General features: G+C 45.9%; 26 protein-coding genes. 14 read left to right on the top strand and 12 right to left on the bottom strand.

From position 1 onward, the window contains the following. The first annotated feature begins 10 nt into the window (after nt 1–10). The 5 genes from ACYVD4_RS04230 (at nt 11) to ACYVD4_RS04250 (ending at nt 4,825) form a co-directional block, all read left to right on the top strand. Complete coding sequence (locus ACYVD4_RS04230) at nt 11–982, top strand: polyprenyl synthetase family protein (protein ID WP_460942701.1); 972 nt, start codon at nt 11–13, stop codon at nt 980–982. Between the two features lie 73 nt (nt 983–1,055). After that, entirely contained in the window at nt 1,056–1,676 is a 621-nt protein-coding gene (locus ACYVD4_RS04235; protein ID WP_460942703.1) for a rhomboid family intramembrane serine protease, read from the top strand. A gap of 33 nt (nt 1,677–1,709) precedes the next feature. After that, nucleotides 1,710–2,606 carry a LytR/AlgR family response regulator transcription factor gene (locus tag ACYVD4_RS04240; RefSeq protein ID WP_460942705.1) on the top strand — a complete coding sequence of 299 codons (897 nt, stop codon included), beginning with the start codon at nt 1,710–1,712 and terminating at the stop codon, nt 2,604–2,606. A gap of 135 nt (nt 2,607–2,741) precedes the next feature. Then, nucleotides 2,742–3,443, top strand: coding sequence for a DUF2306 domain-containing protein (locus ACYVD4_RS04245; protein ID WP_460942707.1), 702 nt, complete (start codon nt 2,742–2,744; stop codon nt 3,441–3,443). Continuing rightward, the gene (locus ACYVD4_RS04250; RefSeq protein ID WP_460942709.1) at nt 3,440–4,825 is read left to right on the top strand and encodes a S41 family peptidase; all 1,386 of its coding nucleotides are present in this window, start codon (nt 3,440–3,442) and stop codon (nt 4,823–4,825) included. Before ACYVD4_RS04245 ends, ACYVD4_RS04250 begins: the two co-directional genes overlap by 4 nt. Before the next feature lie 33 nt (nt 4,826–4,858). On the opposite strand, the gene ACYVD4_RS04255 is transcribed toward ACYVD4_RS04250, so the two are convergent. The 3 genes from ACYVD4_RS04255 to ACYVD4_RS04265 all read right to left on the bottom strand — a co-directional run bounded on the left by ACYVD4_RS04255 (nt 4,859) and on the right by ACYVD4_RS04265 (nt 7,924). Further along, nucleotides 4,859–5,494, bottom strand: coding sequence for an SGNH/GDSL hydrolase family protein (locus ACYVD4_RS04255; protein WP_460942711.1), 636 nt, complete (start codon nt 5,492–5,494; stop codon nt 4,859–4,861). Nucleotides 5,495–5,662: 168 nt separating this feature from the next. Further along, on the bottom strand, nt 5,663–6,538 hold the full coding sequence (locus tag ACYVD4_RS04260; protein ID WP_460942713.1) for a dienelactone hydrolase family protein: 876 nt from the start codon (nt 6,536–6,538) through the stop codon (nt 5,663–5,665). A 90-nt stretch (nt 6,539–6,628) separates the two neighbouring features. After that, the gene (locus ACYVD4_RS04265) at nt 6,629–7,924 is read right to left on the bottom strand and encodes a metallophosphoesterase (RefSeq protein WP_460942715.1); all 1,296 of its coding nucleotides are present in this window, start codon (nt 7,922–7,924) and stop codon (nt 6,629–6,631) included. A 274-nt stretch (nt 7,925–8,198) separates the two neighbouring features. Here ACYVD4_RS04265 and ACYVD4_RS04270 point away from each other — a divergent pair, with 274 nt between their 5' ends. The 4 genes from ACYVD4_RS04270 to ACYVD4_RS04285 are packed head-to-tail and all read left to right on the top strand — an operon-like array spanning nt 8,199 to nt 12,676. Continuing rightward, the gene (locus ACYVD4_RS04270; RefSeq protein ID WP_460942717.1) at nt 8,199–8,705 is read left to right on the top strand and encodes a (2Fe-2S)-binding protein; all 507 of its coding nucleotides are present in this window, start codon (nt 8,199–8,201) and stop codon (nt 8,703–8,705) included. Then, on the top strand, nt 8,702–10,891 hold the full coding sequence (locus tag ACYVD4_RS04275; RefSeq protein ID WP_460942719.1) for a xanthine dehydrogenase family protein molybdopterin-binding subunit: 2,190 nt from the start codon (nt 8,702–8,704) through the stop codon (nt 10,889–10,891). Before ACYVD4_RS04270 ends, ACYVD4_RS04275 begins: the two co-directional genes overlap by 4 nt. 26 nt (nt 10,892–10,917) lie before the next feature. Next, a complete protein-coding gene (locus tag ACYVD4_RS04280) occupies nt 10,918–12,081 on the top strand; it encodes an XdhC family protein (RefSeq protein ID WP_460942721.1) in 1,164 nt (387 codons plus the stop codon). A gap of 4 nt (nt 12,082–12,085) precedes the next feature. Then, on the top strand, nt 12,086–12,676 hold the full coding sequence (locus tag ACYVD4_RS04285; RefSeq protein ID WP_460942723.1) for a nucleotidyltransferase family protein: 591 nt from the start codon (nt 12,086–12,088) through the stop codon (nt 12,674–12,676). 7 nt (nt 12,677–12,683) lie between these two features. On the opposite strand, the gene ACYVD4_RS04290 is transcribed toward ACYVD4_RS04285, so the two are convergent. Then, a complete protein-coding gene (locus ACYVD4_RS04290; protein ID WP_460942725.1) occupies nt 12,684–12,881 on the bottom strand; it encodes a DNA-directed RNA polymerase subunit alpha C-terminal domain-containing protein in 198 nt (65 codons plus the stop codon). A 189-nt stretch (nt 12,882–13,070) separates the two neighbouring features. Between ACYVD4_RS04290 and ruvX the strand changes: the two genes are divergently transcribed. The 3 genes from ruvX to ACYVD4_RS04305 all read left to right on the top strand — a co-directional run bounded on the left by ruvX (nt 13,071) and on the right by ACYVD4_RS04305 (nt 15,065). After that, entirely contained in the window at nt 13,071–13,496 is a 426-nt protein-coding gene (ruvX, locus tag ACYVD4_RS04295; protein WP_460942727.1) for a Holliday junction resolvase RuvX, read from the top strand. Between the two features lie 116 nt (nt 13,497–13,612). Further along, on the top strand, nt 13,613–14,188 hold the full coding sequence (gene def / locus ACYVD4_RS04300; RefSeq protein ID WP_460942729.1) for a peptide deformylase: 576 nt from the start codon (nt 13,613–13,615) through the stop codon (nt 14,186–14,188). A 79-nt stretch (nt 14,189–14,267) separates the two neighbouring features. Further along, nucleotides 14,268–15,065 carry an amidohydrolase gene (locus ACYVD4_RS04305; protein ID WP_460942731.1) on the top strand — a complete coding sequence of 266 codons (798 nt, stop codon included), beginning with the start codon at nt 14,268–14,270 and terminating at the stop codon, nt 15,063–15,065. A gap of 1 nt (nt 15,066) precedes the next feature. Here the strand turns inward: ACYVD4_RS04305 and ACYVD4_RS04310 are convergent, their stop codons facing one another. From ACYVD4_RS04310 to ACYVD4_RS04320, 3 genes are all read right to left on the bottom strand, one after another. Then, entirely contained in the window at nt 15,067–15,489 is a 423-nt protein-coding gene (locus ACYVD4_RS04310; RefSeq protein WP_460942733.1) for a nuclear transport factor 2 family protein, read from the bottom strand. Between the two features lie 101 nt (nt 15,490–15,590). After that, nucleotides 15,591–16,853, bottom strand: a complete 1,263-nt coding sequence (locus ACYVD4_RS04315; protein WP_460942735.1) for a 7TM diverse intracellular signaling domain-containing protein — start codon at nt 16,851–16,853, stop codon at nt 15,591–15,593. A 167-nt stretch (nt 16,854–17,020) separates the two neighbouring features. After that, nucleotides 17,021–17,719 carry an HAD family hydrolase gene (locus ACYVD4_RS04320; protein ID WP_460942737.1) on the bottom strand — a complete coding sequence of 233 codons (699 nt, stop codon included), beginning with the start codon at nt 17,717–17,719 and terminating at the stop codon, nt 17,021–17,023. A 170-nt stretch (nt 17,720–17,889) separates the two neighbouring features. On the opposite strand from ACYVD4_RS04320, the gene ACYVD4_RS04325 reads away from it, so the two are divergent. Next, nucleotides 17,890–19,407 carry a DUF4301 family protein gene (locus tag ACYVD4_RS04325; RefSeq protein ID WP_460942739.1) on the top strand — a complete coding sequence of 506 codons (1,518 nt, stop codon included), beginning with the start codon at nt 17,890–17,892 and terminating at the stop codon, nt 19,405–19,407. Nucleotides 19,408–19,502: 95 nt separating this feature from the next. Here ACYVD4_RS04325 and ACYVD4_RS04330 read toward each other — a convergent pair whose 3' ends face one another. The 3 genes from ACYVD4_RS04330 to crcB all read right to left on the bottom strand — a co-directional run bounded on the left by ACYVD4_RS04330 (nt 19,503) and on the right by crcB (nt 22,270). After that, nucleotides 19,503–19,994, bottom strand: a complete 492-nt coding sequence (locus ACYVD4_RS04330) for an RrF2 family transcriptional regulator (RefSeq protein WP_460942741.1) — start codon at nt 19,992–19,994, stop codon at nt 19,503–19,505. 344 nt (nt 19,995–20,338) lie between these two features. After that, on the bottom strand, nt 20,339–21,754 hold the full coding sequence (locus ACYVD4_RS04335) for a M14 family zinc carboxypeptidase (RefSeq protein ID WP_460943002.1): 1,416 nt from the start codon (nt 21,752–21,754) through the stop codon (nt 20,339–20,341). 129 nt (nt 21,755–21,883) lie between these two features. Then, a complete protein-coding gene (gene crcB / locus ACYVD4_RS04340) occupies nt 21,884–22,270 on the bottom strand; it encodes a fluoride efflux transporter CrcB (RefSeq protein WP_460942743.1) in 387 nt (128 codons plus the stop codon). A 120-nt stretch (nt 22,271–22,390) separates the two neighbouring features. Between crcB and ACYVD4_RS04345 the strand changes: the two genes are divergently transcribed. Beyond that, nucleotides 22,391–23,695: an APC family permease gene (locus ACYVD4_RS04345; RefSeq protein WP_460942745.1), complete on the top strand. Its 1,305-nt coding sequence runs from the start codon at nt 22,391–22,393 to the stop codon at nt 23,693–23,695. 1 nt (nt 23,696) lies between these two features. Here ACYVD4_RS04345 and ACYVD4_RS04350 read toward each other — a convergent pair whose 3' ends face one another. Further along, on the bottom strand, nt 23,697–24,248 hold the full coding sequence (locus ACYVD4_RS04350; RefSeq protein ID WP_460942747.1) for an LOG family protein: 552 nt from the start codon (nt 24,246–24,248) through the stop codon (nt 23,697–23,699). A 61-nt stretch (nt 24,249–24,309) separates the two neighbouring features. Continuing rightward, entirely contained in the window at nt 24,310–25,704 is a 1,395-nt protein-coding gene (locus ACYVD4_RS04355; RefSeq protein WP_460942749.1) for a UDP-N-acetylmuramate--L-alanine ligase, read from the bottom strand. Nucleotides 25,705–25,817: the final 113 nt, after the last annotated feature.

Below are 25,817 nucleotides of genomic sequence, written 5' to 3' on the forward strand. Positions count from 1 at the left end.
TCTAACCTGAATGAGTCCAGCCCTCTTTATTAACGCTCTCCAGAACGAACTTTCTCAACTCCAATACGGTCAGTATCCGCCCGAACTCTACGATCCTATACGGTACATAATGAGCTTGGGCGGAAAGCGTTTACGCCCATTGCTGACACTGATGTCTACCTACTTGTTTACCGACGATTGGCAAAAATCAGTACGTCCGGCGTTGGGTATTGAAGTCTTCCACAATTTCACACTTCTTCACGACGACATCATGGATCAGGCTCCGCTACGTCGGGGGCAGCCAACGGTTCATGAGAAATGGAATCAAAATATTGCTATTCTATCGGGCGATGTGATGATGGTCAATGCGTATCAATTACTCCTGAACGTAGAGGTCGATAAACTTAAACCCGTGCTACATCGATTTAGCCAGACTGCCGCCGAAGTGTGTGAAGGTCAGCAGATGGACATGAATTTCGAGACGCGCTGGGACGTAACGGAAGCCGAATATATTGACATGATCCGGCTGAAAACATCGGTGCTGGTGGGTTACGCGCTTGAACTAGGTGGATTAATTGCTGGAGCCGATGAGGAAACAAACCGACATCTTTATGAAGGCGGGATGAACATAGGAATTGGCTTTCAGTTAAAAGACGATTTACTGGATGTGTATGGCGACCCGGCCAAGTTTGGAAAACAGGTTGGGGGCGACATAATTGCCAACAAAAAGACGTTTCTGCTGATTGAAGCACTTCAACAGGCAACGGGTTCGTTAAAAGACGAACTCACCGGCTGGTTGCAAAAAACAGAGTTTGATCGCGACGAAAAAGTGCAGGCAATTACAGCCATCTACAATAAAGTGGGTATTCGCGAACTAACCGAAGCACGTATCAACGAGTACTTTGCCCGTGGATTCGCTAATTTCGATGCGGTGCAAGCCGACCAAAATCGGAAAGACGTATTGATTCAGTTTGCACGGCAATTGGTTGAGCGGGAAAGTTAATTTCAAATACGTAACAGAGCATGAACACTAGAAGGTTGTTGTTACGTTATTGATGATATATTGTTAGTAAACTATGAGCACTACGCTTGTTATTATTGTTGTTACGGTCATTATTAGTTTAATGGCCTGGAACAATTACAGTCTGATGGATAAATGGGTGATGAACCCTTATCAGGTTTCGAAACGCGGCCAGTATTACCGTCTGCTAACCTCCGGATTCCTGCACGCCGACTGGCCGCATTTGATCTTCAATATGCTGAGCCTTTACTTCTTTGGTGGATTTATTGAACAGGTTTTTGGAATGTTATTTGGGTCTATCGCTCCACTTTTTTTCATCGGTTTTTATCTGGCAGCTATTGTAATTTCCGATATTCCGAGCTTCCTCAAACACCGCAATAACTCCAACTACAACTCATTAGGAGCCTCTGGGGGGGTATCGGCTATTGTTTTTGCCGGTATTCTATTTCGGCCGCTTACCGACATTTGCCTGTACTTTGCGCTCTGTATTCCCGGATTTATTTTTGGAATTCTCTATCTGGGCTATTCTTATTACGAGTCCCGTCGGGGAGCCGGTTCCATTAATCACGATGCACACTTTTATGGAGCATTGGTTGGAGTTCTTTTCATGATTGTCGTTTATCCACCTGTATTACCCAGTTTTTTCCAACAGATTGCCAGTTGGCGGATATTCTGAGTTCTATTTCGCGAGCCTGTAGATAGCTAACGTATGGTCAAACTACTTAGTCAACCCTACCCTATCGACGATTCTGTGGGTAAGGCGCTCCGAAAATCGTTTCTGATTGGTTTATTCGTTGGGATGTTTTTGCAAATCTTTCAGCCATTTGGTCTGAACCTTTGGGATACACCCCATAAAACACTTAAGATTTTTGGATTCGGGGCGGTTACGGCTATCGTAACAGGGTTTAATTTCCTTGTCTGGCGACGCTTGTTTAACCGTCAGTTTGCCGAAGTGCGATGGACAGTAGGCCGCGAAATCATTTTCGTAACGGCCAATATTACGTTAATCGGCATTGCCAATCGCTATTACCTTGATTTCCTCATCGGCCCCGTCGAACGTAGCAGTATTCATGGGTGGAGCATGATTCTGATTACGTTTCTGATCGGGTTATTCCCCGTTACGGGTTTAGTGCTGCTCAACTACATTACCCAGCTCAAAAAATACAGTCAAACGGCGGCTGAGCTGCCAATCCATCGAACCAGTTCAGCAGATTTAGAAAAAAACCATTCGATACGTAGTGAGCCAATCCCGACCTTAACCGACGTAGTACATCTCGTGGCCGATAACGAAAAAGATACGCTCGACGTAGTAGTGAACGATCTACTTTTTGTGGAATCGAGCGACAATTACTGCACGGTAGTTTATCTGAAAAACGATCAGCCTGTGAAGCCGTTGCTACGTAGTAGTCTGAGTCGGCTGGAGAAGCAGATTTCCCAGCCACACATTGTTCGGTGCCATCGGTCCTACGTAGTAAATCTTAACCGAATCGAGCGGGTCACGGGTAATGCGCAGGGCTATAAACTGCATTTGTTCGATGGGCAGTTTCAGATTCCGGTGGCCCGTCAATACAACGAAACGCTGGTGGCTGAGCTAAAAGCGTTGTAAAACGTCCCACCAATCACCCCAAATACCTCTTTTCTTTACCAAACGTCCCTAATCTTGTCGTTTGGCCCTTTTAGTTGCATGAGCTTGCTGGCTTAACGTAGGTTTGTCTCAACGAAATGACAACCACAAACGGCCATGAAAACGCTTATTATCTCTCTTCTCATACTGCATATCGCTACCGGCTCAATCGCCCTGCTGGTTGGCTTGATTCCTATGTTTTCGAAGAAAGGAAGCCGCCTGCACAATCGCACCGGTCTTGTTTATGTATATTGTATGATTACCGTAGCAGTCACGGCATTGCTTTTATGCATTATACAACCGCTGACCATGATGCGCTTATTTCTGACTGGTATTGCGGTATTCAGCTTTTACCTGAGCATGACCGGATGGCGGGCTACCAAACAGAAAAAAGGAGAGATTACATCTGGCGACAAACTGCTAATCTATGTAACCGCTGTGGTGAGTGTTATGATGGTTAGCTTTGGTGTATACTTAATGACAAAGTCTGTCAATATCTTCTTCCCGATATTATTTACATTCTTTGGTATATTGACCGGTGTATTTGCGATGCAGGATATTCGCCAGCTTGGTCGGCCAACGGAAAAAATGCACTGGTTTTTCCAACATTTCACCCGAATGGGCGGCTCTTATATTGCTACGTTTACAGCCGCACTTGTCGTGAATATCGGGCGTATTTTACCAGCCAACGCTCCGGACTGGACAGGTACGATTGGCTGGATTGCGCCTAGTATCGTTGGCGGTATGCTTATCGGACGGACGGTACGTTACTACAAGCAAAAATTTGGTCAGTCAAAAGCGTCAATCACGGCTGTATGATACGATTATTCCAGTTCGTACTTTGCCTTGGTTACGTCCTGCAAACCACACTAACATTAAGTCAGTCAGTACAAAAACTCTCGGCGGATGAGCTTCGGGCCGATTTGCAACAAATACAGGAAGTTCTCCAGAAATGGCATCCGGGATATGCAGAGTACAATTCCGTTGAAAAGCTAACCCGCCATTTCGATACGCTGCATCAGCAATTAACCCAACCAATGACTGTTCGGGAGTTTCAACGTGTGGCTCGTGTGGCTGTTGCTGGCGTGCAATGTCTGCATACAAGCGTATCGTTGCCAGCGGTTAGAGGAAGCGGGCAATCAACACCACTATTTTTCCCGATTCCAGTAGCGGTCACGTCAGACCGAAAACTTATCCGGCAAGCCAGTTCAGATACGATCTGCTTGATTAATGGCTACCCGGCTCCTGCTATTGTCGACACTTTACGATTGCTGTTCAGTAGCGATGGACCGAACGAATCGTTTAGAAACTGGGTACTAAATCGCCATTTTGGCGCACTATATACTGCTCGCTTTGGTTTAGCAGATTCAATACAGATTCACGTTAAAACACCTGAAGGAGAAGAAATACAGAACGTAACGGCAAAAAGTAAACTTGAAATCCCGGCTACGTACTTAAGCGGCCAGCCACACAGTGTTGTTCAAACCAGCTCAGCTATGACCTTATATCGACTTAGTGATAAACCCAACGTAGCGATTTTACAACTACGTTCGGTAGGCGGTCTTCTGGATAGATTTCGGCTGAAAAAGGCACTTCGCTACGTTCAGAAACAGGCGATTCAACACGTAGTACTCGATTTACGAAATAACACCGGCGGACGCATCTGGAATGCTACGTCGTTTCTTAAATATGTATTACCTAACCCGACAACACTAGCTTTTGAACGCTATAAAGAACAATCCGGGAAATCGCCTTTTAAGAATTCAAATGCGCAAATTCGGTTAATTTATTATACGCAACTTGCCTTAAAAACAAAAGTTAGTCATACTATCGACCGTATTCGATATACCTACTCAATTAAACCAGCGCAACAGATATTCACAGGGAAGCTGACTGTATTGATAAACGGCGGAACGGCATCGGCAGCTTCACTCATTGCGGCTTATCTGCAAGAGCAAAGTCGCGCTACGTTGCTTGGCCAAGAAACAGGTGGTAGTCGATTCGTCAGTGCTGGCCTGATGGTACCAACTGTTCGGCTGGTCCATTCTCAGTTGCGCTTAAAAGTGCCTATGTTTCAGGTTATTCACGCAAGTACAGCCACTAATGATGGGAGCGGAGTAAAACCAGATTTTATGATTGAGGAGTGGGCGTCACAAAATGACGTAGTGATGAGTAGAGCCTTAGATGCGGCTAATTTGTAAGGGTATTTTGTGTTGTTAGAATTATCAGAACAACTACTTTGACTTACTCAATATTTCTTTTACAGCTGGCAATGATTTTGTCGCCCATTGCCGCATTTGTTTGCCTGAGTAATGTAATCCATCGTCAGCAAACTGCGTAGCATCGCCAGCAGCCGAACGAGTCAAATGGGTTATATCAATGAAGGCGATTTCTGCCTTTTGACTTTCTTCTTTAGCAATAGCGTTAAACTGATCAATTTCCTGCGCAACTTTAGCCTTATCGCGTCCGGTGGCAAAGGGTGATGCGCCCCAATCGGGAATCGACAACACAAAAACATGAGCGGCTTTACCTCCTGCAAATTTGACAGCCGTTTGAAGCAAGTCCTTAAACTCGGTTCGGTAGCGGTCGGTACTTTGGCCACGATACTGGTTATTAACCCCAATGAGCAGCGATACAAGGCTATACGTTTTCTGATTGCCACTCGCTTTTATGGCTTCCTTTAATTCGGCCGTTGTCCATCCTGTTCGGGCAATGATGTCGGGATTTGCTACGTCTATATTTTCTTTACGTAGCATACCGGCAAGCTGAACACTCCAACGGTCAGCCTCTGAAACACTTTCCCCAATTGTATACGAATCACCAAGCGATAAAAACGTGTTTTTCGCAGTAGGTGCTATTGTCGTTATCATGGTATCTGGTTCAGCACTACGTTGTGTGCAGGCCAATAGAAGTGAGGAAATTATAAGCAGGAGCTTTATCATGCTTAAACTACGTAAGAATCAGGCTGCCAGATTGTATTTTATTTCGCACTCAAAAAAGCCCGTAACTAACTAAAGAGCTTTTTTGAGTGTCTTACTTTAAGCTTTCAATTTAGCTTTCAAATAGTTAAGTGCGAGCTTATAAGCATCAGCACTAGCTTCTTTGTCATATATCGGATTGCTCGGGTTGGCAAAGCCATGGTCGGCATCATACATTTTGATTGTTACCTTTTTACCTGCCTTTTGCATATTTTCTTCAAACTGCTTCACCATCTCCGGATTAATGCCTTTATCACGGCTCCCAAATATTCCCAATACATCGGTCTGTAAGGTTTTCAATTTCTCTACATCCTGCTCTGGCCGTCCGTAATACATCACACAACCTTTTGCCTGTTGGCCTTCGTGAAGAGCCGATTGTAGAGACAGCATACCACCAAAACACCAGCCAACACTACCAAATTCGGCCTTAGGACCAGCGTAGGAAAGGGCTCCTTTCATAATATTTGTCAATCGATCTTTACTGGCCGAACTCATTAGTTTACCCGCTTCGGTTCGATCAGTCGCTACTTTTCCATCGTACATATCTACAGCCAGTACGTTAACATCTTTCAGGTCGTTATAAAACGATTCTGCCTGCTGCTTGATATTATCGTTAAGCCCCCACCATTCCTGATAAACTAGCAGCCACTTATTCGATGTTTTTTTTGACTTCAGCAAAAACCCGTTAGCCGATTGTCCGTCGGGGGTTGAAAAGCTAATCATCTCACCAGCGCCTGTATAAGCAAAGGGTAGCGGATTTTCGTGCAGTTGCTGAAAAGCAGGATCGGCAGCCATCCGAGCCATATCATGCGTTGCATTTGGCCCACCAGAAACATGGCAAAGAGCAATTTGAGGTTCCTGCGGCTTCTGTACAGGAAATAGATAAGTCAGCAATGACATCAGAAACGAAAGCCCCGAAACAAAGACGATTTTCATGTGCGTTTGATGGTTGACGGTTGACAAAGAACTCTCCGATTGATTTCCTGATCGTAATTATCTGCTAGATCATTGCCAATCAGGTATTAACTAGGCTTTTACTAACTCAAAAATGGTGATTTCAGGTAAAATTCCGACCCGGCCCGGATAGCCAATATAGCCATAACCACGGTTTACGTAGAGCCGTTGTTCACCTTCCTGATAGAGACCAGCCCACTGGCGATAAAAGTATTGTGTAGGGCTCCAGCGTACACCACCGATTTCGACCCCAAACTGAGCACCGTGTGTATGCCCGCTGAACTGCACATCGATATCCGGAAATTTTGGCCGAACTTCGGCATCCCAGTGAGTTGGGTCATGGGAGAGAAGAAGTTTAACCGGATAATCTTCCGTGCCTTTATACGCCTTTGCTAAATCACCCGCACGTAGTGCTGCTGGGCCAAAACCTAAGTTCTGTACACCAATCAGCGCGATTTTATCGCCATTCTGCTCCAGAATTTTATGTTCATCGAGCATAATATTCCAGCCCATTTGTTTGTGAGCCGCTACTACGTCCAGTACGTTCTGACGCTCGGCCTGCGCATTGGGCCATCGAACGTATTTTCCATAATCGTGATTACCCAGTGTTGAATAGACTCCCAGTGGCGCTTTCACTTTATCAAATACGTCGATATAATTATTAGCTTCTTCGGCATGGCTGTTCACTAGATCTCCGGTAAAAAATACAAGATCAGGCTTTTGGCCCATCAACATGTCAACTCCGCCTTTTACTGCTGTTTTATTAAAAAAACTGCCTGTATGAATATCTGAAATCTGCGCAATGGTCATTCCATGAAATCCAGAAGGCAGATTTTTCATTGGAAGTTTGATACGTCGGATTCGGTAATCGTGCGCACCAGAAATTATTCCCCACGAAAAAGCAGCCAACGGAACCGTACCCACCACCAAAGCAGTCTTCATCAGAAAATCGGAGCGGGTAATGGTATCATTTGGCAACGTAGTAGTAACAGGAGTTGTTTGAGACGACGTATTTTCGACCGCTTCAATCACCGCTGGTTTGTAGAACAACGATACAACCCAACGGAAGAAACGACCAATGTCATCAATCAGCAAAATCAGGATGGTAAAAACTTTCGAGAAATAGGGAATGGCAATGCTTGCCCACAAAAAGGTTCGCAACTGTCGGCTCAGCGAATCGGGGGGTAAAAATTGCATCACTACGTAGAGCAGCAGCGATAAGGCCGTAATACCCCAGTACGCCATGGTGATGATACGTTGTGTGCCATCGCTGGCCGACCGGCTTACAGTTTTGACAGCCTGCCAGACGTACCAGTCAATCAATAGCATGATAACAGGAAGAATAAAGACAAGTCCAGTACGATTCATAGGATAAACTAATTAGTTTAACGGAACGGTGAAAAGTGAATTCATAGCCCACCAACTCAACTGAATCTGAGCAAATACAAGATTATGAACTAAAAACCGAAGTAATTCGCTCCATTTTATTGGTTTTGCGTTAATCTCTTCTCATTTTTTAATGAGTTACTAATCTAACCAAAGTTGTCTTCGTATAGGGTATGTTCTATTGGAAAATACAACCGTATTTAGTTCGTTCTCTGCTAAAATCTGTATCTTAGTTGATTATCCTGTTGTTAAGAACATGGCAGCAATAAAATTAATCATCAATAACCAGCCGCATACGCTGGACGTAGACCCTGAAATGCCGCTACTTTGGGCCATTCGTGACGTAGTGGGGCTAACGGGCACCAAGTTTGGCTGCGGCATCGCTCAGTGCGGTGCCTGTACGGTTCATCTGGCCGGTACGCCAACCCGTTCCTGTAGTATTCCGGTATCGGCAGTGGCCGGAGAGAAGATTACGACCATTGAAGGCATCTCGAAAAATGGTGAACACCCGATTCAGAAGGCATGGGTTAAACATCAGGTTCCGCAATGCGGTTATTGTCAGTCGGGTCAGATCATGTCGGCGGTAGCGTTGTTGAAACAAACACCTAAACCAACCGACGACGATATTGATACGGCCATGCAGGGAAATATCTGCCGATGTGGTACGTATAACCGGATTCGGGAAGCCATTCACACAGCCGCCAATGAGATGACCCCCGCGCCTAAAGTTCCGAAGACCACCCCTAAAATCGGGAAACGATGAGCCAGACGCCTAATCAAACTACCGAACAAACGTCACGCCGTAACTTTTTGAAAGCTCTCGGCCTTACTAGCACTGCCTTTGTATTAGGATTTCCATCAGCCGAACTGCTAGCCAGTCCGGTGCTGAACCTGAGCGATGTTCCCGCCACAGTTGAATTAACGCCATATGTACTGATTGAAAAATCGGGACGTATCACGCTCATGAATCCCCGGCCTGAAATCGGGCAGGGAACGTATCAGTCGGTGCCCGCGCTCATTGCCGAGGAGCTGGAAGTTTCGCTCGATAAAGTAATAATTCGGCAGACTGGTGGCGAAAGTAAGTTTGGCGATATGTGGTCGCAGGCAGTGGGCGGAAGCGGCTCTATTCGGGGCGGCTATAAACAAATGCGGAAAGTTGGCGCATCGGCTCGTGAAATGCTCATTAAAGCCGCCAGCGACCAGTGGAACGTATCAACCGACGAATGTTACGCCGAAAACGCGACGGTTATTCATAAACCAAGTGGCAAAAAGCTAACATACGGCCAGTTAGCCGAAACGGCGGCTAAACTACCCGTTCCGAAAGAGCCAAAACTCAAAGACCCTGGTCAATTCAAGATATTAGGCAAATCGACACCTCGCCCCGACATTCCGCCTAAAGTAGTTGGGCAAGCTATGTTTGGTATCGATGTTAAAGTGCAGGGGATGGTCTATGCGTCTATCGAGCGTTGCCCGGTGCTGGGCAGCAAACTGGTGAGTTTCGATGCAACGCAGGCGCTGAAAGTAAAAGGTGTTCAGAAAGCGGTTAAAATAGAACGTATCGTTGGCAAGAATCACTACGAAGGCGTTGCGGTGATTGCCGACAACTACTGGGCGGCTATGAAAGGTCGTAAAGCCCTGACAATAAAGTGGGACCATCAACAGCACGATACGTTCAGTTCAGCCGACTTCGAAAAACATTTACGCGAACTGGCTAAAAACGATGGTATAGTGGGGCATAACGCGGGCGATTTTGAGAAGACATTCGCCAATGCACCCACTAAACTCGAAGCGTTCTACGAAACACCGATGCTGAGCCATTCGACTATGGAGCCGATGAACGCACTGGCTCATTACAAACCCGATGGCAAAGTTGAGCTTTGGTTATCGACGCAAGGCGGGGATTTGGCGAGAGATGCTGTATCTAAAGCGTTAAAAATTCCGGCCGACGACGTAACGATTCACGTACAGTTCAACGGTGGTGGCTTTGGCCGACGTCTCACACAGGATTTTGCCACCGAAGCTACGTTCCTTTCGAAAGCTATAGGTAAGCCAGTAAAAGTGATTTGGACTCGTGAAGACGACACGCGCCTTGGTCCATTCCGCCCGATGACGTTCTCAGCCATGCGTGGGGCGCTTGCTGCCGATGGGAAAGCGGTTGCATTTCAGCACAAAGTTATTTCGCCATCTATCGACGCTACGATGGAGGAGAAATATGACAAAACCAAGCCAGACGGTACCATGCTGGAAGGTACGAGCGAGCAGAAATACGAAATTCCGAACCTGAGTACGCGCTACGTTCATGCCGATATTCATATTCCGCTAACGTATTGGCGGTCAGTGACCAGTTCGACGGTCGCTTTTGCGCATGAATGTTTTCTCGATGAAATGGCGCACAAAGCTGGTCAGGACCCAATGGCGTATCGACTGGCCATGCTCAGCAAAGAAACGGACACAAAACGGGTACTGACAAAGCTGAAAGAAATTTCGGGATGGGATAAGCCCTTGCCAGCCGGGAAAGGTCGGGGTGTGGCACAGTGGGAATTTTTTGCCGGATTGGCCGGCCAAGTGGTCGAAGTCTCGAAAAACAACGCTGGCGGCATTACAGTTGATAAGGTCTATTGCGTGATCGACCTCGGCACGGTCGTGAATCCGGACACAGTGAAAGCACAGGTCGAAGGAGCTATTGCCATGGCGTTGACGGCTGCCACGAAAGATGGTATTACGTTCGAACAGGGACAGGCGAAACAGACCAACTTCGATACGAACCGAATGCTACGTATTCAGGAAATGCCTGAAGTAGAAGTACATATTCTTGCCGAAGGTGGCCCAACCATCAAAGGTGTGGGCGAACCGGGTCTTCCACCGCTGGCTCCAGCTTTAGCAAATGCTGTTTTTGCCGCAACCGGAAAGCGCCTTCGCCGATTACCGTTCGATCTGGAGAAAGTCTAAACCTGAACTGAATATCAGGAAACGATATGAAAGAAATTACCCGTATTGTCGACGTTTTTGAGCAGATTGACTTTTCTCAGCGCAAGGCTGCACTGGCTACCGTGGTTTGGGTCGAGGGCTCATCGTATCGGCGACCCGGAGCCCGTATGCTCATTACCGACGATGGACGATGGGAGGGCGCTATTAGTGGCGGTTGTTTGGAAGGTGATGCGCTACGTAAGGCCCGTCAGGTGATGCTCGATGGTGAACCCATTGTTGTTACCTATGATACGATGGACGATGGTGCGAACAGTTTCGGCGTTGGGCTGGGCTGTAACGGCATCATCGATGTACTAATCGAACCTATTGACCCGGCAAGTCCGCAGAATCCGATTACGTTACTGAAAGAATTTACGGCGAAACGGGATGTACGGGCACTGGCTACGGTGCTAAAAAGTGATGGCCATACAGGGTTAAAACCCGGAAACCGATTTCTGCATACCGAATCCACAGAACCGTTACCTGGCTGGTTGGTAGCCGATGTGCTCACGGTTTTTCAGACAGGGAAACCGCTAACGAAAACGTATCTGGTAAATGACGGAGCTGCCGAAATCTTTATCGAACGTATCGATCCGGGGATTGAATTAGTCATTTTTGGCGCAGGTTACGATGTTATTCCCGTTGCCAAACTCGCTCGTGAACTTGGTTGGCAGGTGACGGTTACCGACGATTGTATTGCGCATTTATCGCCCAAACGGTTTCCGGCGGCAACCTGCGTTCTCTATGCCGACCGCGACGTAGTGCTGGATAAACTCACCATTTCGAACCGAACAGCGGCTGTTTTGATGTCGCACAATTTCAATTACGACCGGGCTGTTTTGCAAGCTTTACTAACAACCGATACGCCGTACATTGGGATGCTTGGTCCTCGGAAACGATTCGACAAAATGCGGGCTGAGTTTGAGAAAGTGGGTTACTCATACTCTGAAGCTCAGTTAACGCGAGTTCACGCGCCCATCGGTCTGGATTTAGGCGCCGAAACGCCCGATGAAATTGCTCTATCGATTATTTCTGAAATCAAAGCGTTTTTCACGAATCGCTCGGGTAGTTTCCTGAAAGACAAAGACGGCCCCATTCACGAACGACTATCGGGCAACGTACCATCGAACATACGTAATGCTGACGTTATAATTGTAGATGCCATCAGTTAAGCACATGCGTATTGCTACGATTATTCTAGCCGCCGGAAGTTCGAGTCGGTTAGGCAATACGCCTAAACAACTATTAAAATCCGAAGGAAAAACCCTAATCCGACGTATTGCCGAAACAGCATTATCGCTTAATACTGGCCCGATTGTCGTTGTTGTAGGTGCGAATCAGGAACAGCTTCTGCCCGAACTTGCTGGATTGCCCGTTCTTGTTGCCGATAATCAGGATTGGCAGGAGGGAATGGCATCTTCGCTACGTAGCGGTTTGCATCAGTTGGATGAAACAACGATAGATGCTTTTATCGTAGTATTGACAGATCAGCCCTACGTAACGGCAGACTTGCTACATCAGCTACTCACTACGTATCAAGAGTCAGGCAAAGGTATCGTTGCCTGTCAATACGGTAAAACAAATCATCTTGGCGTACCAGCCCTGTTCAGCCTGAAATACAAAACCGAATTTATGCAGCTATCGGGCGATGTTGGAGCTCGCAAGTTGATTCAGCAATACACAGACGATTGTGCCAGCGTTACCTTTCCACTGGCAACAGTTGATTTAGATACCTGGGAAGACGTAGCAAACTGGCAGAATCGATAGCGTAACGTCATTTCTTCGCAAAATTCAGCCCTTTTTCAGCCATGATCGGCCTAATCATACGTATTGATTTTGGCCCAACTCCATGCAGACTTAAAAATTCAGTTTCGCTGAGCTTAGCCAGTTGTTCAAGCGTCTGGATACCAGCATGAGCCAATGCGCGTTGCGTTGGCTGCGATAACGTAGCAAATGGGTTTTCTTTTTTCATGATTGAACCTGCATTGAGATTGATCAAAATTACGAGTACATCAATCAGTAAAAGATGCATGTTTGCGTCAACGTAGGGGTGTATTTGCGCATTTATAGATCCTTTGCAAAGGTTTAGCCCCAAGAAACAACAATCCCTACTCCACGCTCCTTGCCCCGCGCCCATAGCCTTCGTACCTTTGTTACTGAAATGGCAAGACTTTTAGCAATCGACTACGGAGCAAAACGCACAGGAATTGCCGTAACTGATCCAATGCAACTTATTGCATCGGCATTGGAAACGGTATCCACACATGAAGTTCTGAAGTTTCTCAAAGCCTATGTGCAGCGCGAACCTGTAGCCGAATTTGTAGTTGGCTTGCCCAAAGGATTGGATGGCGCCGATACCGACAATACTGCCCGTGTTCGGAAGTTTGTGACGCATCTGCAAACCGCTTTTCCTGATATTCCGGTTTTCTGGCACGACGAACGCTTTACGTCGGTTATGGCCCTACAAGCCATGATTGCAAACGGAAGCACTAAAAAAGATCGTCGCGAAAAGGGGAATATCGATAAAGTAAGTGCCGCCATTATCCTTCAATCGTATATGGAAAGTAAACATCTGAACCGAAATTGAACTGATTTAAGGATTAGCTGGATTTTGTTTTTTCGCTTCTTGAAAGCGCTTTATCAATCAACAAAATCCTGAAAATCTGTTCCATCCGATAAATCCTGGTTCAGAAAACAAAAAATATGATTCTCCCAATTATAGCCTACGGCGACCCAGTACTGCGGAAACGGGCCAAAGAAATTGAACCCGATAGCATCGACGTCAAAGCGTTGAGCGAAAATATGTTTGAAACGATGTATGCCGCATCGGGCGTGGGGCTGGCTGCACCACAAATCGGGCAAAGCATCCGCATCTTTGTTGTAGATGGAGAACCGATTAATGAAGATGAACCAGAGGAAGATATTGACAAAAGTCTGATCGGTTTCAAAAAAGTCTTTATCAATCCCGAAATCATTGAAGAAGCAGGCGACGACTGGGGTTTTGAAGAAGGATGTCTGAGTATTCCCGGCATTCGGGGAGAAGTATTTCGGCCCGAAATCGTTGTAATCCGCTATTTCGATACCGACTGGAACGAACACCAGGAAGAATATGAAGGTATGGCAGCACGTATCATCCAACATGAATACGACCACCTCGATGGTAAATTATTTACCGACTATTTGCCATCACTACGTCGGACACTTATCAAGAAAAAACTAGCCGACATATCGAAGGGTAAAACCGATGCTGATTACAAAATGAAATTTCCAAGTAAATAGATAGCGTGAGTTGCAGAAAAGAACAGGGCGCTTTTACCCTTTTTGCAACCCACGCTAATTCCTGCAATCTCCAGCTTTTATGCACGTCACTTTCCTCCAATCAAACCTGTATTGGCACGACCCCGTAGCTAACCGTGCTAGGCTGGAGGAGCAGATATTCAATCTTCCGGAGAAAACAGACCTCATTGTACTACCCGAAATGTTTACAACAGGGTTTACCATGCAGGCGTCAGACGTAGCAGAACCAGTAAACCTTGCTACGTTTCGCTGGATGAAACAAATGGCTGCCCAAACAGGAGCAGTTGTTACGGGCAGCTACGTAGCACAGGAAGGGGGCGGTCCGACGGGTCGGCGTTATTTTAATCGACTGATCTGGATGCAGCCTGATGGGCAGTCTGATACGTATGATAAGCGTCATTTGTTTCGAATGGCTGGCGAAGATGAAATCTACAATGCTGGAACCCACCGAATTATTAAGGAATGGAAAGGCTGGCGTATTTGCCCACTCATTTGTTATGACCTTCGTTTTCCAGTCTGGAGCCGCAACCGGCAATCTGATTCAACCAATTTCGCTTACGATTTGCTGCTTTACGTAGCAAACTGGCCAGCCGCCCGACGTAACGCCTGGAATACCTTGTTGCAAGCACGTGCCATTGAAAACCTGAGCTACGTAGTGGGTGTAAACCGAGTTGGAACCGATGGGAACAACCATCCATATACAGGCGATTCGGCCGTTATTGATTTCAAAGGCGACGTACTTTTCCGACATTCAGATACTGAAATTATTCACCAGCAAACGCTTTCGCTGGATGAACTACGTTCGTTTCGGGAGAAATTTCCGGCCAATCTGGATTCCGATTCGTTCAGACTTCTTTAAATCAGCGATTTAAATCCAGATGCTGCGCACTTACCTGTTTCCAGCCATCTTTTCCTTTCGCAAATACATACGTGAACAGATGTTTGCTCCGAAAGCTGTTGCCACCACCAAATTCTCCTGAATAATACGCTGTACCCGTAACGATACCTGTGTTTCCGTAAACGCGATATTTTTCGTTCTCGAAAGTCAGTTTTAAGTTTTTTACACTCCCGTGTACCTGCGCTGTTTCTTCGAGCGAGCGGATGATACCATCTCCTGCAATTATCTGATAATCAGAAGCGGCTCCTTCATGCAAGGTCTTGGCTGGATTGGCCGCATAGGCCTTGGCATACGTAGCAAAAAATGTTTTAAACTCGGTCGTATCATCTGATTGGGCCATCAGCGACGTAGCTACAGAAAAGCAGAAAATAAAGAATATGTTCATGCATCTATGATTTTAGAAATGAAACCCTAAAATCATAGATGCCAGCGACTTATAGGCTTCTGTTTTCTGAAAAGCGGAACCTGTTTCCTGAAATGCACTATTTAACTAATAGCCAACCGACCAAGTAAATCCTGTTTCGTATTTCTGGAAACTCCTATTTCACTTCCATCCATCAATATGACCGAGCCGCCTTCTCCCCGAACGTAACGCTCCACTTTTTGAAGATTAATAAGATGCGATTTATGTACTCGGAAAAAATCGACTGGATCAAGCTGTTGCTCAAAGTAGGCAATTGGGCGGGAGGCCACTACTTTTTTATTGTCAGATAAATAGATCGTACAGTAACTACCCAAAGCTTCAAGTCGGAGAATATCCTGCGTTGTCAGCAACAGAATACCGTAGAGCGTGTAAAATTTATTGGCTGGCAGAATGCCCGCAAAGGCTAACGTAACAATAGCATAACCCGTTAGAAAGCATCCAAACGCAATAACATAGTACTTGGCGGGTTTATAACCCAGCAGATAAATGTGAATTCCACCAAATAGTAGCGATACCGAAAATGTCAGATGAATGACTTGATACACATTGTTTACCCACGGCTGGTCCGGAAAAAATTCGGTGGGAAGCAGCGCAATGCCTAATAAGGCTAAAAACGTAATCCAGCGATGGAAAACCGGAGATAGTGCACGTGAATTCAGAAAACGGATTGAGAATAGCCAGGCAAACGTAATCATCAACGATGCGCTAACATTCGTTTCGCTAAACCAGAGGGGATTGTCGTGGAATAAAAACTCATGCGTTAATCCTTTAGTATCGACAATCAGATAAGCCGAAAAAAAGATATAACCTGCGTAGTAAAGGTAAAGCCGGTCTTTAACGAAAAAGAAAAAAGCCAGATTATAGACTGCCATCGCAAGGAGTAGACCCGTAATAATACCAAAAAGCAGGTCGACCCGATGTGTTTCGTTAACGATGGGCTTAACCACCCCAATTTCCATAGGGGCATACATCACCGGTGTTTTCAGACGAACATACACCTGTTGAGGTGTCGTTCCCAGATCCATTGCAGGAAGATTTGTCTGAAACGAATAACGTCCAAACGGACGTAGTACGCCCGCACTCCAGGTTTGCAGTTTTCCATTTGCCGAAATACTATAAACGTCAGCCAGTCGTGCATCCTGAATTTTCAGCAACAGATATAACGACTGCTGTGTCTGATTCTGAATCGTGAGCCGAAACCAGTACGTAGCACTCGTATTGCCATAACTCATTCCAGAATTATCGTTTAGCCGGAAAGACGTAGGAGCCAGCTTCCGAATGGCGTCGAACGAAAGTAAATTGGTTGAATCAATATAATAAGACACATAAGGGCTAACCTAAACCAGTTTTGTTGAGTCTCGATAAACCAGTGTCGATTGGGCCTTACTTTCCCAAAGACAAATCCAGTAAAAAAACAGCGTAAGTAACGTAGTGCGGACAGACATAACGAATAGCGTGCGAACGTAGCAATAATACGCTATTCGTCAGGGATTTAAAAGGAGGGTTCTCTTTCGAACAACGTTAGCAGTTCGCGCGCGCTTGCCAACGTAGTGAACGATTTTCCGACCAATTGTTCATCAGCAACATGTTCGTGTATCCACGTAATGGCATACGGAATATGGATGGCGCGGGCACCAATGTGGACAACCGGCAATATGTCGGATTTTAGTGAGTTGCCAATCATGATAAAATCGGCAGGGTGTACGTGGTATTTCTGCAATACACGCTGATAGGCATTTTCGTTTTTCTCGCTCACGATTTCAACATGTTTGAAGTAGTGAGCCAAACCCGAACGCGCAATTTTACTTTCCTGATCGAACAAATCTCCTTTGGTAAGTACCATCAGATCAAAATCTTTTGATAACGCTTCCAATACTTCCGGAATGCCGTCCAAGAGATCAATCGGAAAATTCATTAAGTGTCGGCTCGCGTCGATTATTTGTTGAATTTCTTTGCCTGTAATCGCGCCATCGGTCAATTCGATAGCCGTTTCAATCATCGACAGAATAAAACTCTTGGCTCCATAGCCAAACAAATGCAGGTTGCGCGTCTGCGCATCATAGAAGCGGTCAGTTAATACGCTTTGGTCAACGTAGTGTGATAATAGCTCACATAATTTTTCTTTAACATCTACGTAGTTTGGCTCGTTAACCCAGAGCGTATCATCGGCATCGAAAGCAATTAGTTTCATAATACTAGAGTTGAGTGGCGTAATACGGCAAAGTTAAGGGAGTATATAGGAATATAGACGTATAAAATAGACATTTAGTTAGTTGATTTTGCAATAATTTGATTTGCGTCCTATTTCCGAAATCCGCAATTTGCCGTCCGTTCGATAGTCGCTTTTTCGTTTATATCTATATGCAGTTTACTGAACAGGACCAGGACCAGATTCTGGCACAGGGCGTCTCGCTCGACCAGATTGATCAACAGATACAACATTTTGTACAGGGATTCCCCTACTTACATGTTATTAAAGCCGCAACCATTGGCGATGGAATTATTCGCGTTGAAGACAGCCAATTACCCGGTTATATTCATCGATTCGATGAGGCCGCACACGAGCGCGATCTGGTAAAATTCGTGCCAGCGTCAGGGGCTGCCACCCGAATGTTTAAATCGTTATTTGCCGCACTGGATGGTAAATTCGATAAATCGGTGGATGAGGTATTTGCCCGCCTAACCGACTTTGCTTTCTATGAAGATCTGAAAGCGGCTATGGCAACTAAAGGTCTCGATTTAGACAAAGCTGTTGCCGAGAATGACAGAAAGACCATTTTGCAGTTTATTCTAACGGCCGATGGGCTTGATTATGGAAGTTTGCCAAAGGGCTTGCTGAAGTTTCACAATTACGCCGACGGCCCACGAACGCCAGTAGAAGAACATCTGGTTGAGGGAGCTGCTTATGCTAATTCCGATGGACTAGTGAAAATCCATTTTACGGTTTCTCCCGAACACCGTAGCCGTTTTGAGCAACTAATCGAAGAGCAGAAAGCCGATTACGAAGCGTGGCTGGGCGTTACGTTCGACATTAGTTTTTCGGAACAGAAGAAATCGACCGATACCATTTCCGTAAATCCTGATAATTCACCATTTCGAAATGCAGACGGTACATTGCTTTTCAGACCGGCCGGTCATGGCGCGCTGATTGAAAACCTGAATGACATTGACGCTGATATTGTCTTTATTAAAAATATAGACAACGTAGTACCCGACGAAATTAAAGAGCCAACCATTACGTATAAAAAAGTACTGGCCACTGTTTTGCTCGATGCACAGCAGCAAATTGCTCGGCTACAGCAGCTTTTGTCGGCCGATGAAGTCAGTGATGGTTATCTGGCCGAAGTTGATGAACTCCTTCGCCGAACGTTGTATACATTGCCTCCCGATGGATTTGAAAATCTGCCGAAAGCGGAAAAACTGGATTACTACCGTCGGAAGTTAGATCGGCCTGTTCGGGTTTGCGGCATGGTAAAAAATGTTGGTGAGCCAGGTGGTGGGCCGTTTTGGGCTAAAAATCAGGATGGTTCAGTTTCATTACAAGTGGTTGAGTCGGCGCAGATTGACCTGAACGACCCCAGCCAGAAAGCTATTTTCGATGGTGCTACACACTTCAACCCCGTTGACCTGATTTGTGGACTCAAAGACTCGAATGGCCGCAAATATGATCTACCTGCATACCGTGATCCGCAAACGGGCTTCATCACGGCCAAATCGAAAGACGGCAAAGACCTGAAAGCGCAGGAACTGCCCGGTCTATGGAATGGAGCTATGGCAGATTGGAATACGATGTTTGTAGAAGTGCCGCTCATTACATTCAATCCGGTAAAAACCGTAAACGATTTACTTCGGAAAGAACACCAACCTTCGGAAGAATAAAATTTCGTTATAAAGTTGGAGGGATATAGAGTTGTAAAGTTTTGGGTTTCTGCCAACTTTATAACTCTATATCCCTTCAACCTTATAACTAACGGCTAGGCTGTCATTCGGTTCGACGTATCGGGAATTTCCGAAGCGGGTGCCCCAATAGAAATCTCTTTAGTTGCTAACGATTCTGGATTTTGGAATGTTAACAGCGTCGTATTTTCATAAACGCCTAAGTTAGCGTCGCGAACTCGTTCCATAATCGGACGTAGCATACAAGTTACTTCATCGTCGCAGTCGTCGCATTTAACGTAGAAGTTAAACGACACACAAGGGGTTGGCGCAATGGGACCGTCAATTACCCGAAGTACTTGCGCCAAATTCACCCGGCCCGGATCGACACGTAGCAAATACCCCCCTCCTTTTCCTTTCTGACTTTGAAGAATGCCGTGGTTTCTAAGCTCCAGCAGAATAGCTTCCAGAAATTTCTTTGGAATATTTTCTTTGGCCGAAATATAGGAAATCAGTACGGGACCTTTTCCGTATTCTTCGGTCAAAACTTTCAGTGCTTTGATAGCATATTTGGCTTTTTTCGAAATCATAGTTACGGTGACTGAAAAGTTGTATTGGGTGTAGTGAATTTACAGGTAGTAGATGGGTGCAGTCAAATACCAACTAAAAAGTTGGTTAATTGCCTACAAACAAAAAATCAACGCATTTAGCACATCGAGCATACAAAAACGCTAACTAGTTGCGCAGGCAAATTTACTGTCGAACATTCATATAATCCCTAAAAGTTCATGGATTTAGTCGAGTAATATCCATAAATATACAGTTTTATATGTTTGGCTAACTAATTTACAGCTTTGTAAACGCCTGCTTAGCCGCTGTTTATTGTCTTGTCATCAATTTTAGGCTAATTGTAAGAAAATTTTTGATAAGCTGATCAATTAATTATTCCATTTCGCACAGAATTTAGCTCGTCTTTCCAGAAACCATTTACAAATCGGTATTGAATCTGGCTTCCTTTTTTCAGTAAAAACGTAGGTATTTGCTCCAGTTCGAGCGGAGTTCCGGGCAAGTTGCCCTCATAAAGTAAGTGAGCAGCTTGCTTAAGAAACGTATCGCTCTGCGCTTTTCTGACCTTAAACGCCACAACCCCGTTACGCCGGAGCGTGGCCAAATCAAGCGTGGCCAAATCAGCAGCGGAATCAAGCGTGTCTGGATAAACGTTGGCAGGACTAAGTGTCAGACCTGTAGCATCAATTTCGTCAATACCGAAAAAGGTAGACAAATCACCGATGTCATCAATTTTGCTTTTATAAGAGAACGAACGAGCAGCCAGATCGCTCACTTCATACCGGTTGATGCCGATATCTATCAAAATAGGATGGCCTTCGCGCATGATCGTTGCATTTCGAATCAATACGTCAAAAAGTGCCCGACCGTTTTCTGGAATAGTCTGATAATCGGCCATATTTTCCTGTTTATAAGACCCTTCGGCAATCGCTTTCAGCGCAGTAAGAATAGCCACGAAGTTGAGCCTTCGGATGGCCATTTTTTCCGAATCATCTTTAAAACCGCCCGACTCGATCAGGATTAACGTGGTACCCCATTTCTGAATATTGTCACCAAAGGCACGGGGCTCAAATTCGTCGTCATAGCGGGCAACTTGTCCGGGTATAAACTGCTGTAATATCCGATTCATACCCACAACAAGCTGCATCGAACGTTGCCGCACATCGTTTACATTCCGTTCTTCGTCATAAGCTGTTGCTAAAAAGGAAACTACGGCCTGTTTGCCGGTTTTGCCAACGCTATAACGAGGGTTTTGATCGTGTAAATTGAACCCGACCAGCGGTTTTAATGTCTGTTGAAGATGTTTCAGAAGTGCACCTTCAGGAGTTTGCAGACGTAGCGCATCCCGGTTCATATCTATGTCGGTAGCAGTACGTCGCTGAAAACGTTCGGCTCCATCGGGGTTAAGCATAGGCACGAAATGAATAGACGTATTGCCCAGAATCGTCTGCCGGAGCGCGTCGAAACCATCATTTTTCGCTTGCAGGAAATTGAAAATATCGAAGAGTGCCATTGTAGCCGTAGCTTCATCGCCATGCATTTGGCTCCAAAGTAGTACGTTCGCAGAACCAGTTCCTGTTTTTACCTGATAAATAGCCCGTTTCTCCAGCGATTCGCCAACCTGACTTACAGATAGAGGATGACTCAGTTGCTGTATTAGCGGCACCAGATCGGCATGTTTGAACCGACGATGGGTAAGCGTTTTTTCCTTGAACGTATCGTGCGCGTCGTAAAGCCGACGAGACAATTCTAAATCCTGAGCTTGTAAATTCGTAACCGACATTCGTGATAAATAGAGAAGTAAAACGAATAAAGCGGCTGGGTACTGCGTAATACGAAACCGCCGATTCGTTAAGAGGAGTATAAATCTGCGCTGCGCCTGGGAAGTGAGAACGCCCTTTTTCATTCGTTTTTACAGTTTATGCCCAATCCACAGACCACCAACCGAAGCGAACAGACACAGCACAAGGTTCAGGCCGATATTAAGCAAAGCCGCACCTGGCCGACCGCCCTGAAGCAGGGCAACCGTATCATAGCTGAAACTTGAGAACGTACTGAGTCCTCCGCAAACGCCAACACCAACCAGTAACCGTACATCTTCGGCCTGCCGATACGTTGCCCAGCCGACTACCATACCAAGTAAAAAACTAGCTACTACGTTGACCAGCAGAATGGCGTTGGGAAACGGTGAACCCGTAAGCACAGCCGGTACGAAGCGTCCTGCCAGATAACGTAGCAGACTGCCCGCACCTCCGCCAATAAAAACCAATACGTAGGGATGTGTCAGCAGTAATCTCATCGGAACAAACTTACAAAAAATCGGGAAGGATGGCCGTTTCGGGCGCGAATGCTACGTCGAGCAAGCAACTTTTTCGCTATCATTGCAAGATTACCCATTCCTGCGTTCACCTACCTGATTATGGCTCAGAATCAACTCAAAAAACTATTGGGTGTTGGTTTCGGTGTGGCTGTCACCATTGGCGGCACCATCGGAACAGGTATTCTTCGAAAACCAGGCCCAATTGCACAGGATATCGGCGATCCGACATTAATAATTGCGGTATGGCTGGCTGTTGGGTTTTATGCATTAGCAGGTTCACTTTCGGTGATGGAGTTGGGCACTATGTTGCCCAAAGCAGGTGGCTGGTACGTATACGCTCGTCGGGCATTTGGGGATTATGCAGGTTTTGTTATCGGCATAAGTAGTTGGCTGGGTAGTGTATCGGCCATGGCCTTTGGGGCGGCTGTTATGAGCGAATACACGGGGTTATTGTTCCCATCGGCGGAGCCTTATCAAAAAGCCGTCGCCATTGGTATTCTGATCGCTTTTGTTGCGTTTCACTCGATTGGTGTTCGTTTGGCAAGTAAAGCGCAAGAAGTGATGAGCGTTCTAAAAGCTGTTGGTTTGCTACTTTTTGTAATCGTCTGCTTCACGGTTAAACCCGATAAACCAATTGAGCTGTCGCCCAGCACCATTCAGCCCTTAGCAGAAGGCGGTCTGTGGCTGGGTATTCTTGCGGCTTTGCAATCTATTTTTTATACGTATGATGGCTGGCATACAGCCGCCTATTTTACGGAAGAAGACGTTGACCCCAGCCGAAATCTGCCCCGCTCGATGATTAGCGGGGTTTTACTGATTATTGGCATTTATATTCTGGTCAATCTGGCACTTTTATACGTACTACCCATATCGACGCTGGCTGGCTCAAAACTGGCAGCCGCTGATGCGATTCAATATTTGTTTGGGCCAGGAAGTGCGCAGGTGGTTACATTCCTGCTGATGATTTCGATAATGGGGATCATCAATGCTCAGATAATGTTCAATCCCCGTGTCATTTTTGCCATGGGCCGCGATGGACTATTTTTTCGCTTCGTTACGCAGGTAAACTCAGGTGGTACGCCTACTAATGCTACTATATTAACGGCGGGTGCATCGGCACTGATGATCCTAACCAATACGTATGGCAAACTTTCTGATATTGCTACGTTCTTTTTCGTGCTTTGTTACGCATCCTGCTTTGCCGCATTAATTCATTTACGGCGCACCGCACCTGAGTTACACCGACCCGTACGCGCCTGGGGATACCCTGTTTCAACCTGGATCTTGCTGATTATATCGTTAGCGTTTCTGCTGGGCGTAGTTATCGGCGATTTTTCCAGTAGTATGTACGCCATCGGATTTATCGCTGTCAGTTATCCGGTTTACTTGTTTATCAAGCGATAAACTACACGGCATCCCAGAAAGCACCAATCTGCTCCAAAGCTTCATCAACCGATTCGGCTACAATCAGCAATGCTCGGTTAGCGGGTTTAAGAAAACCGTCGTCAACCATTCGGTTTAGTTGCTGGAGCATCAGGTCGTAGAAGCCGTTGATGTTGATAATAGCAATCGGGCCTTCATATATTTTCAATTGCCGCCAGGCCAGAATCTCGAATAATTCGTCGAGTGTGCCGTATCCGCCCGGTAACGCGATAACACCTTTCGCAAGTTGCACCATTTTGTATTTCCGCTCGTGCATGGTTTCAACAAAATGCAACTCGGAAAGTGTTTTGTGGGCCACTTCGAGATCGGCGAGAAAGTTGGGAATAACGCCAGTTACTTCGCCACCATGCTGTAAAACGGCATCTGCTACGTCGCCCATTAAGCCAAACCCTCCGCCCCCATAAATAAGACGAATGCCATTATTCGCCATTTTTTTGCCAAGCTCGGTAGCTATTTCGTTGTAAACAGGATTATTACCTGTGCTAGAGCCGCAGTATACGACAATACTATGCATGATTTTTGAGAATAGGTGTTACGTAGTAGCCTCCTTGCTAGCACGTAGTGATCAAATATGATTAGAGTAACTGACGGCCAATTGCGGCCATATCGAGCCCATCAAACGTAGCAGAACTCATAAACAGGAAAATATCGACGTGCTGGCGTTGGTCGAGCAGATATGTCTGCAAACTGTCGGTTGTTGTGAACAATCGTAAATCAGTCCGACCAAACGTAGCACTGAAAACTTCTGGAGCAACGACGTCTGACGTATTATTAAGGTGATTTTGCCCATTTACATAAACCACTGCTACGTCGGCAGCCGAGAGGCTATCTTTATATTGCTCCAGAAAGGTAATATTCTGGCTGTCGGAAGTCGATAATTCCAGAACTGACAGAAGTTTCTGACCCGGATACTGGTTTCTGACTGCTTGTGTTGCCGCATTCACCTGCAGGGGAGCGTGTGCAATGTCGCGGAAGAGAATTCGCTTGGCTGAGCCATTACTGGCAGTTTCGGCAATTTTTTCCAGACGTTTGTCCACACCTGCAAAGGTTGGAATAGCGGCATAGAACTGATCTTCAGTAATACCAATTCGGTCGCAGACAATCATGGCGCCAGCAATATTTTTCAGATTATGCTCACCAAAAATCTGTACGGGTATACGCTGTTTCTGCTTCGTAATCAGGTATGTTTGGCCATCAATTACTTCGCTGGCATGAGCCTGATACGGAATTTTGGTAATGTCTTCCCGCTCTTTCTGCCCAATTACGTCGAGCATGTCGTCTGACTCGTCAAAGATTAAAATGCCGCCTTTAGGCATGGCTTCCGCAAGTAACTCAAACGGGTCTACATAGGCCTCCCAAGTTGGGTAATAAGCAACATGATCCCAGGCAATGCCGCTGATCAGAGCAATATGTGGCTGGTATTGTAAAAACTTTGGTCGAGTATCGATGGGCGAAGATGGAAACTCATCTGCTTCCAGAATAATAACCGGTGCGGCTGTCTGATCCTTCCCATTCGTAAGTCGCACAGTTGTGTCGGAGCCTTGTGTTGGTGCGCCTATTACGTAGTCGACATTACGTTGATAATATTTCATTACGTGCAGAATGATTGCCGCAATGGTGGTTTTTCCGTGGCTGCCTGCAATAACAACCCGTTGTTTATTCTGGCTAAACTGATCAATAAATTCTGGATAGGAATAAATGGGCAAGCCAAGTTCCTGCGCTCGTACAAGCTCAGGGTTGTTAGCTTGCGCATGCATACCTACGATAACACTACTTAGCCCGGCATGAATTTTTTCGGGAAACCATCCTGCTTCGGCCGGCAACAAACCCTGCTGTTGCAGACGAGTACGCGACGGTTCATGGATTTCATCGTCGGAGCCGGTGATGACGTAGTCCTGCTGCTTAAGCGAGAGAGCGAGGTTATGCATGGCGCTACCGCCAATAGAAATAAAATGGATGGCCTGAGACATCAGATAAGAACAATAGGTATTGGAGAACAAAAGTAGGGCTTCTTTTTGGGAAGAACATAACCTATTTATCGGATACGTAGCGGTAAGAAGCATAGAATTTCGTCGGTGTTTTA

It is taken from the genome of Spirosoma daeguense (assembly GCF_054776875.1).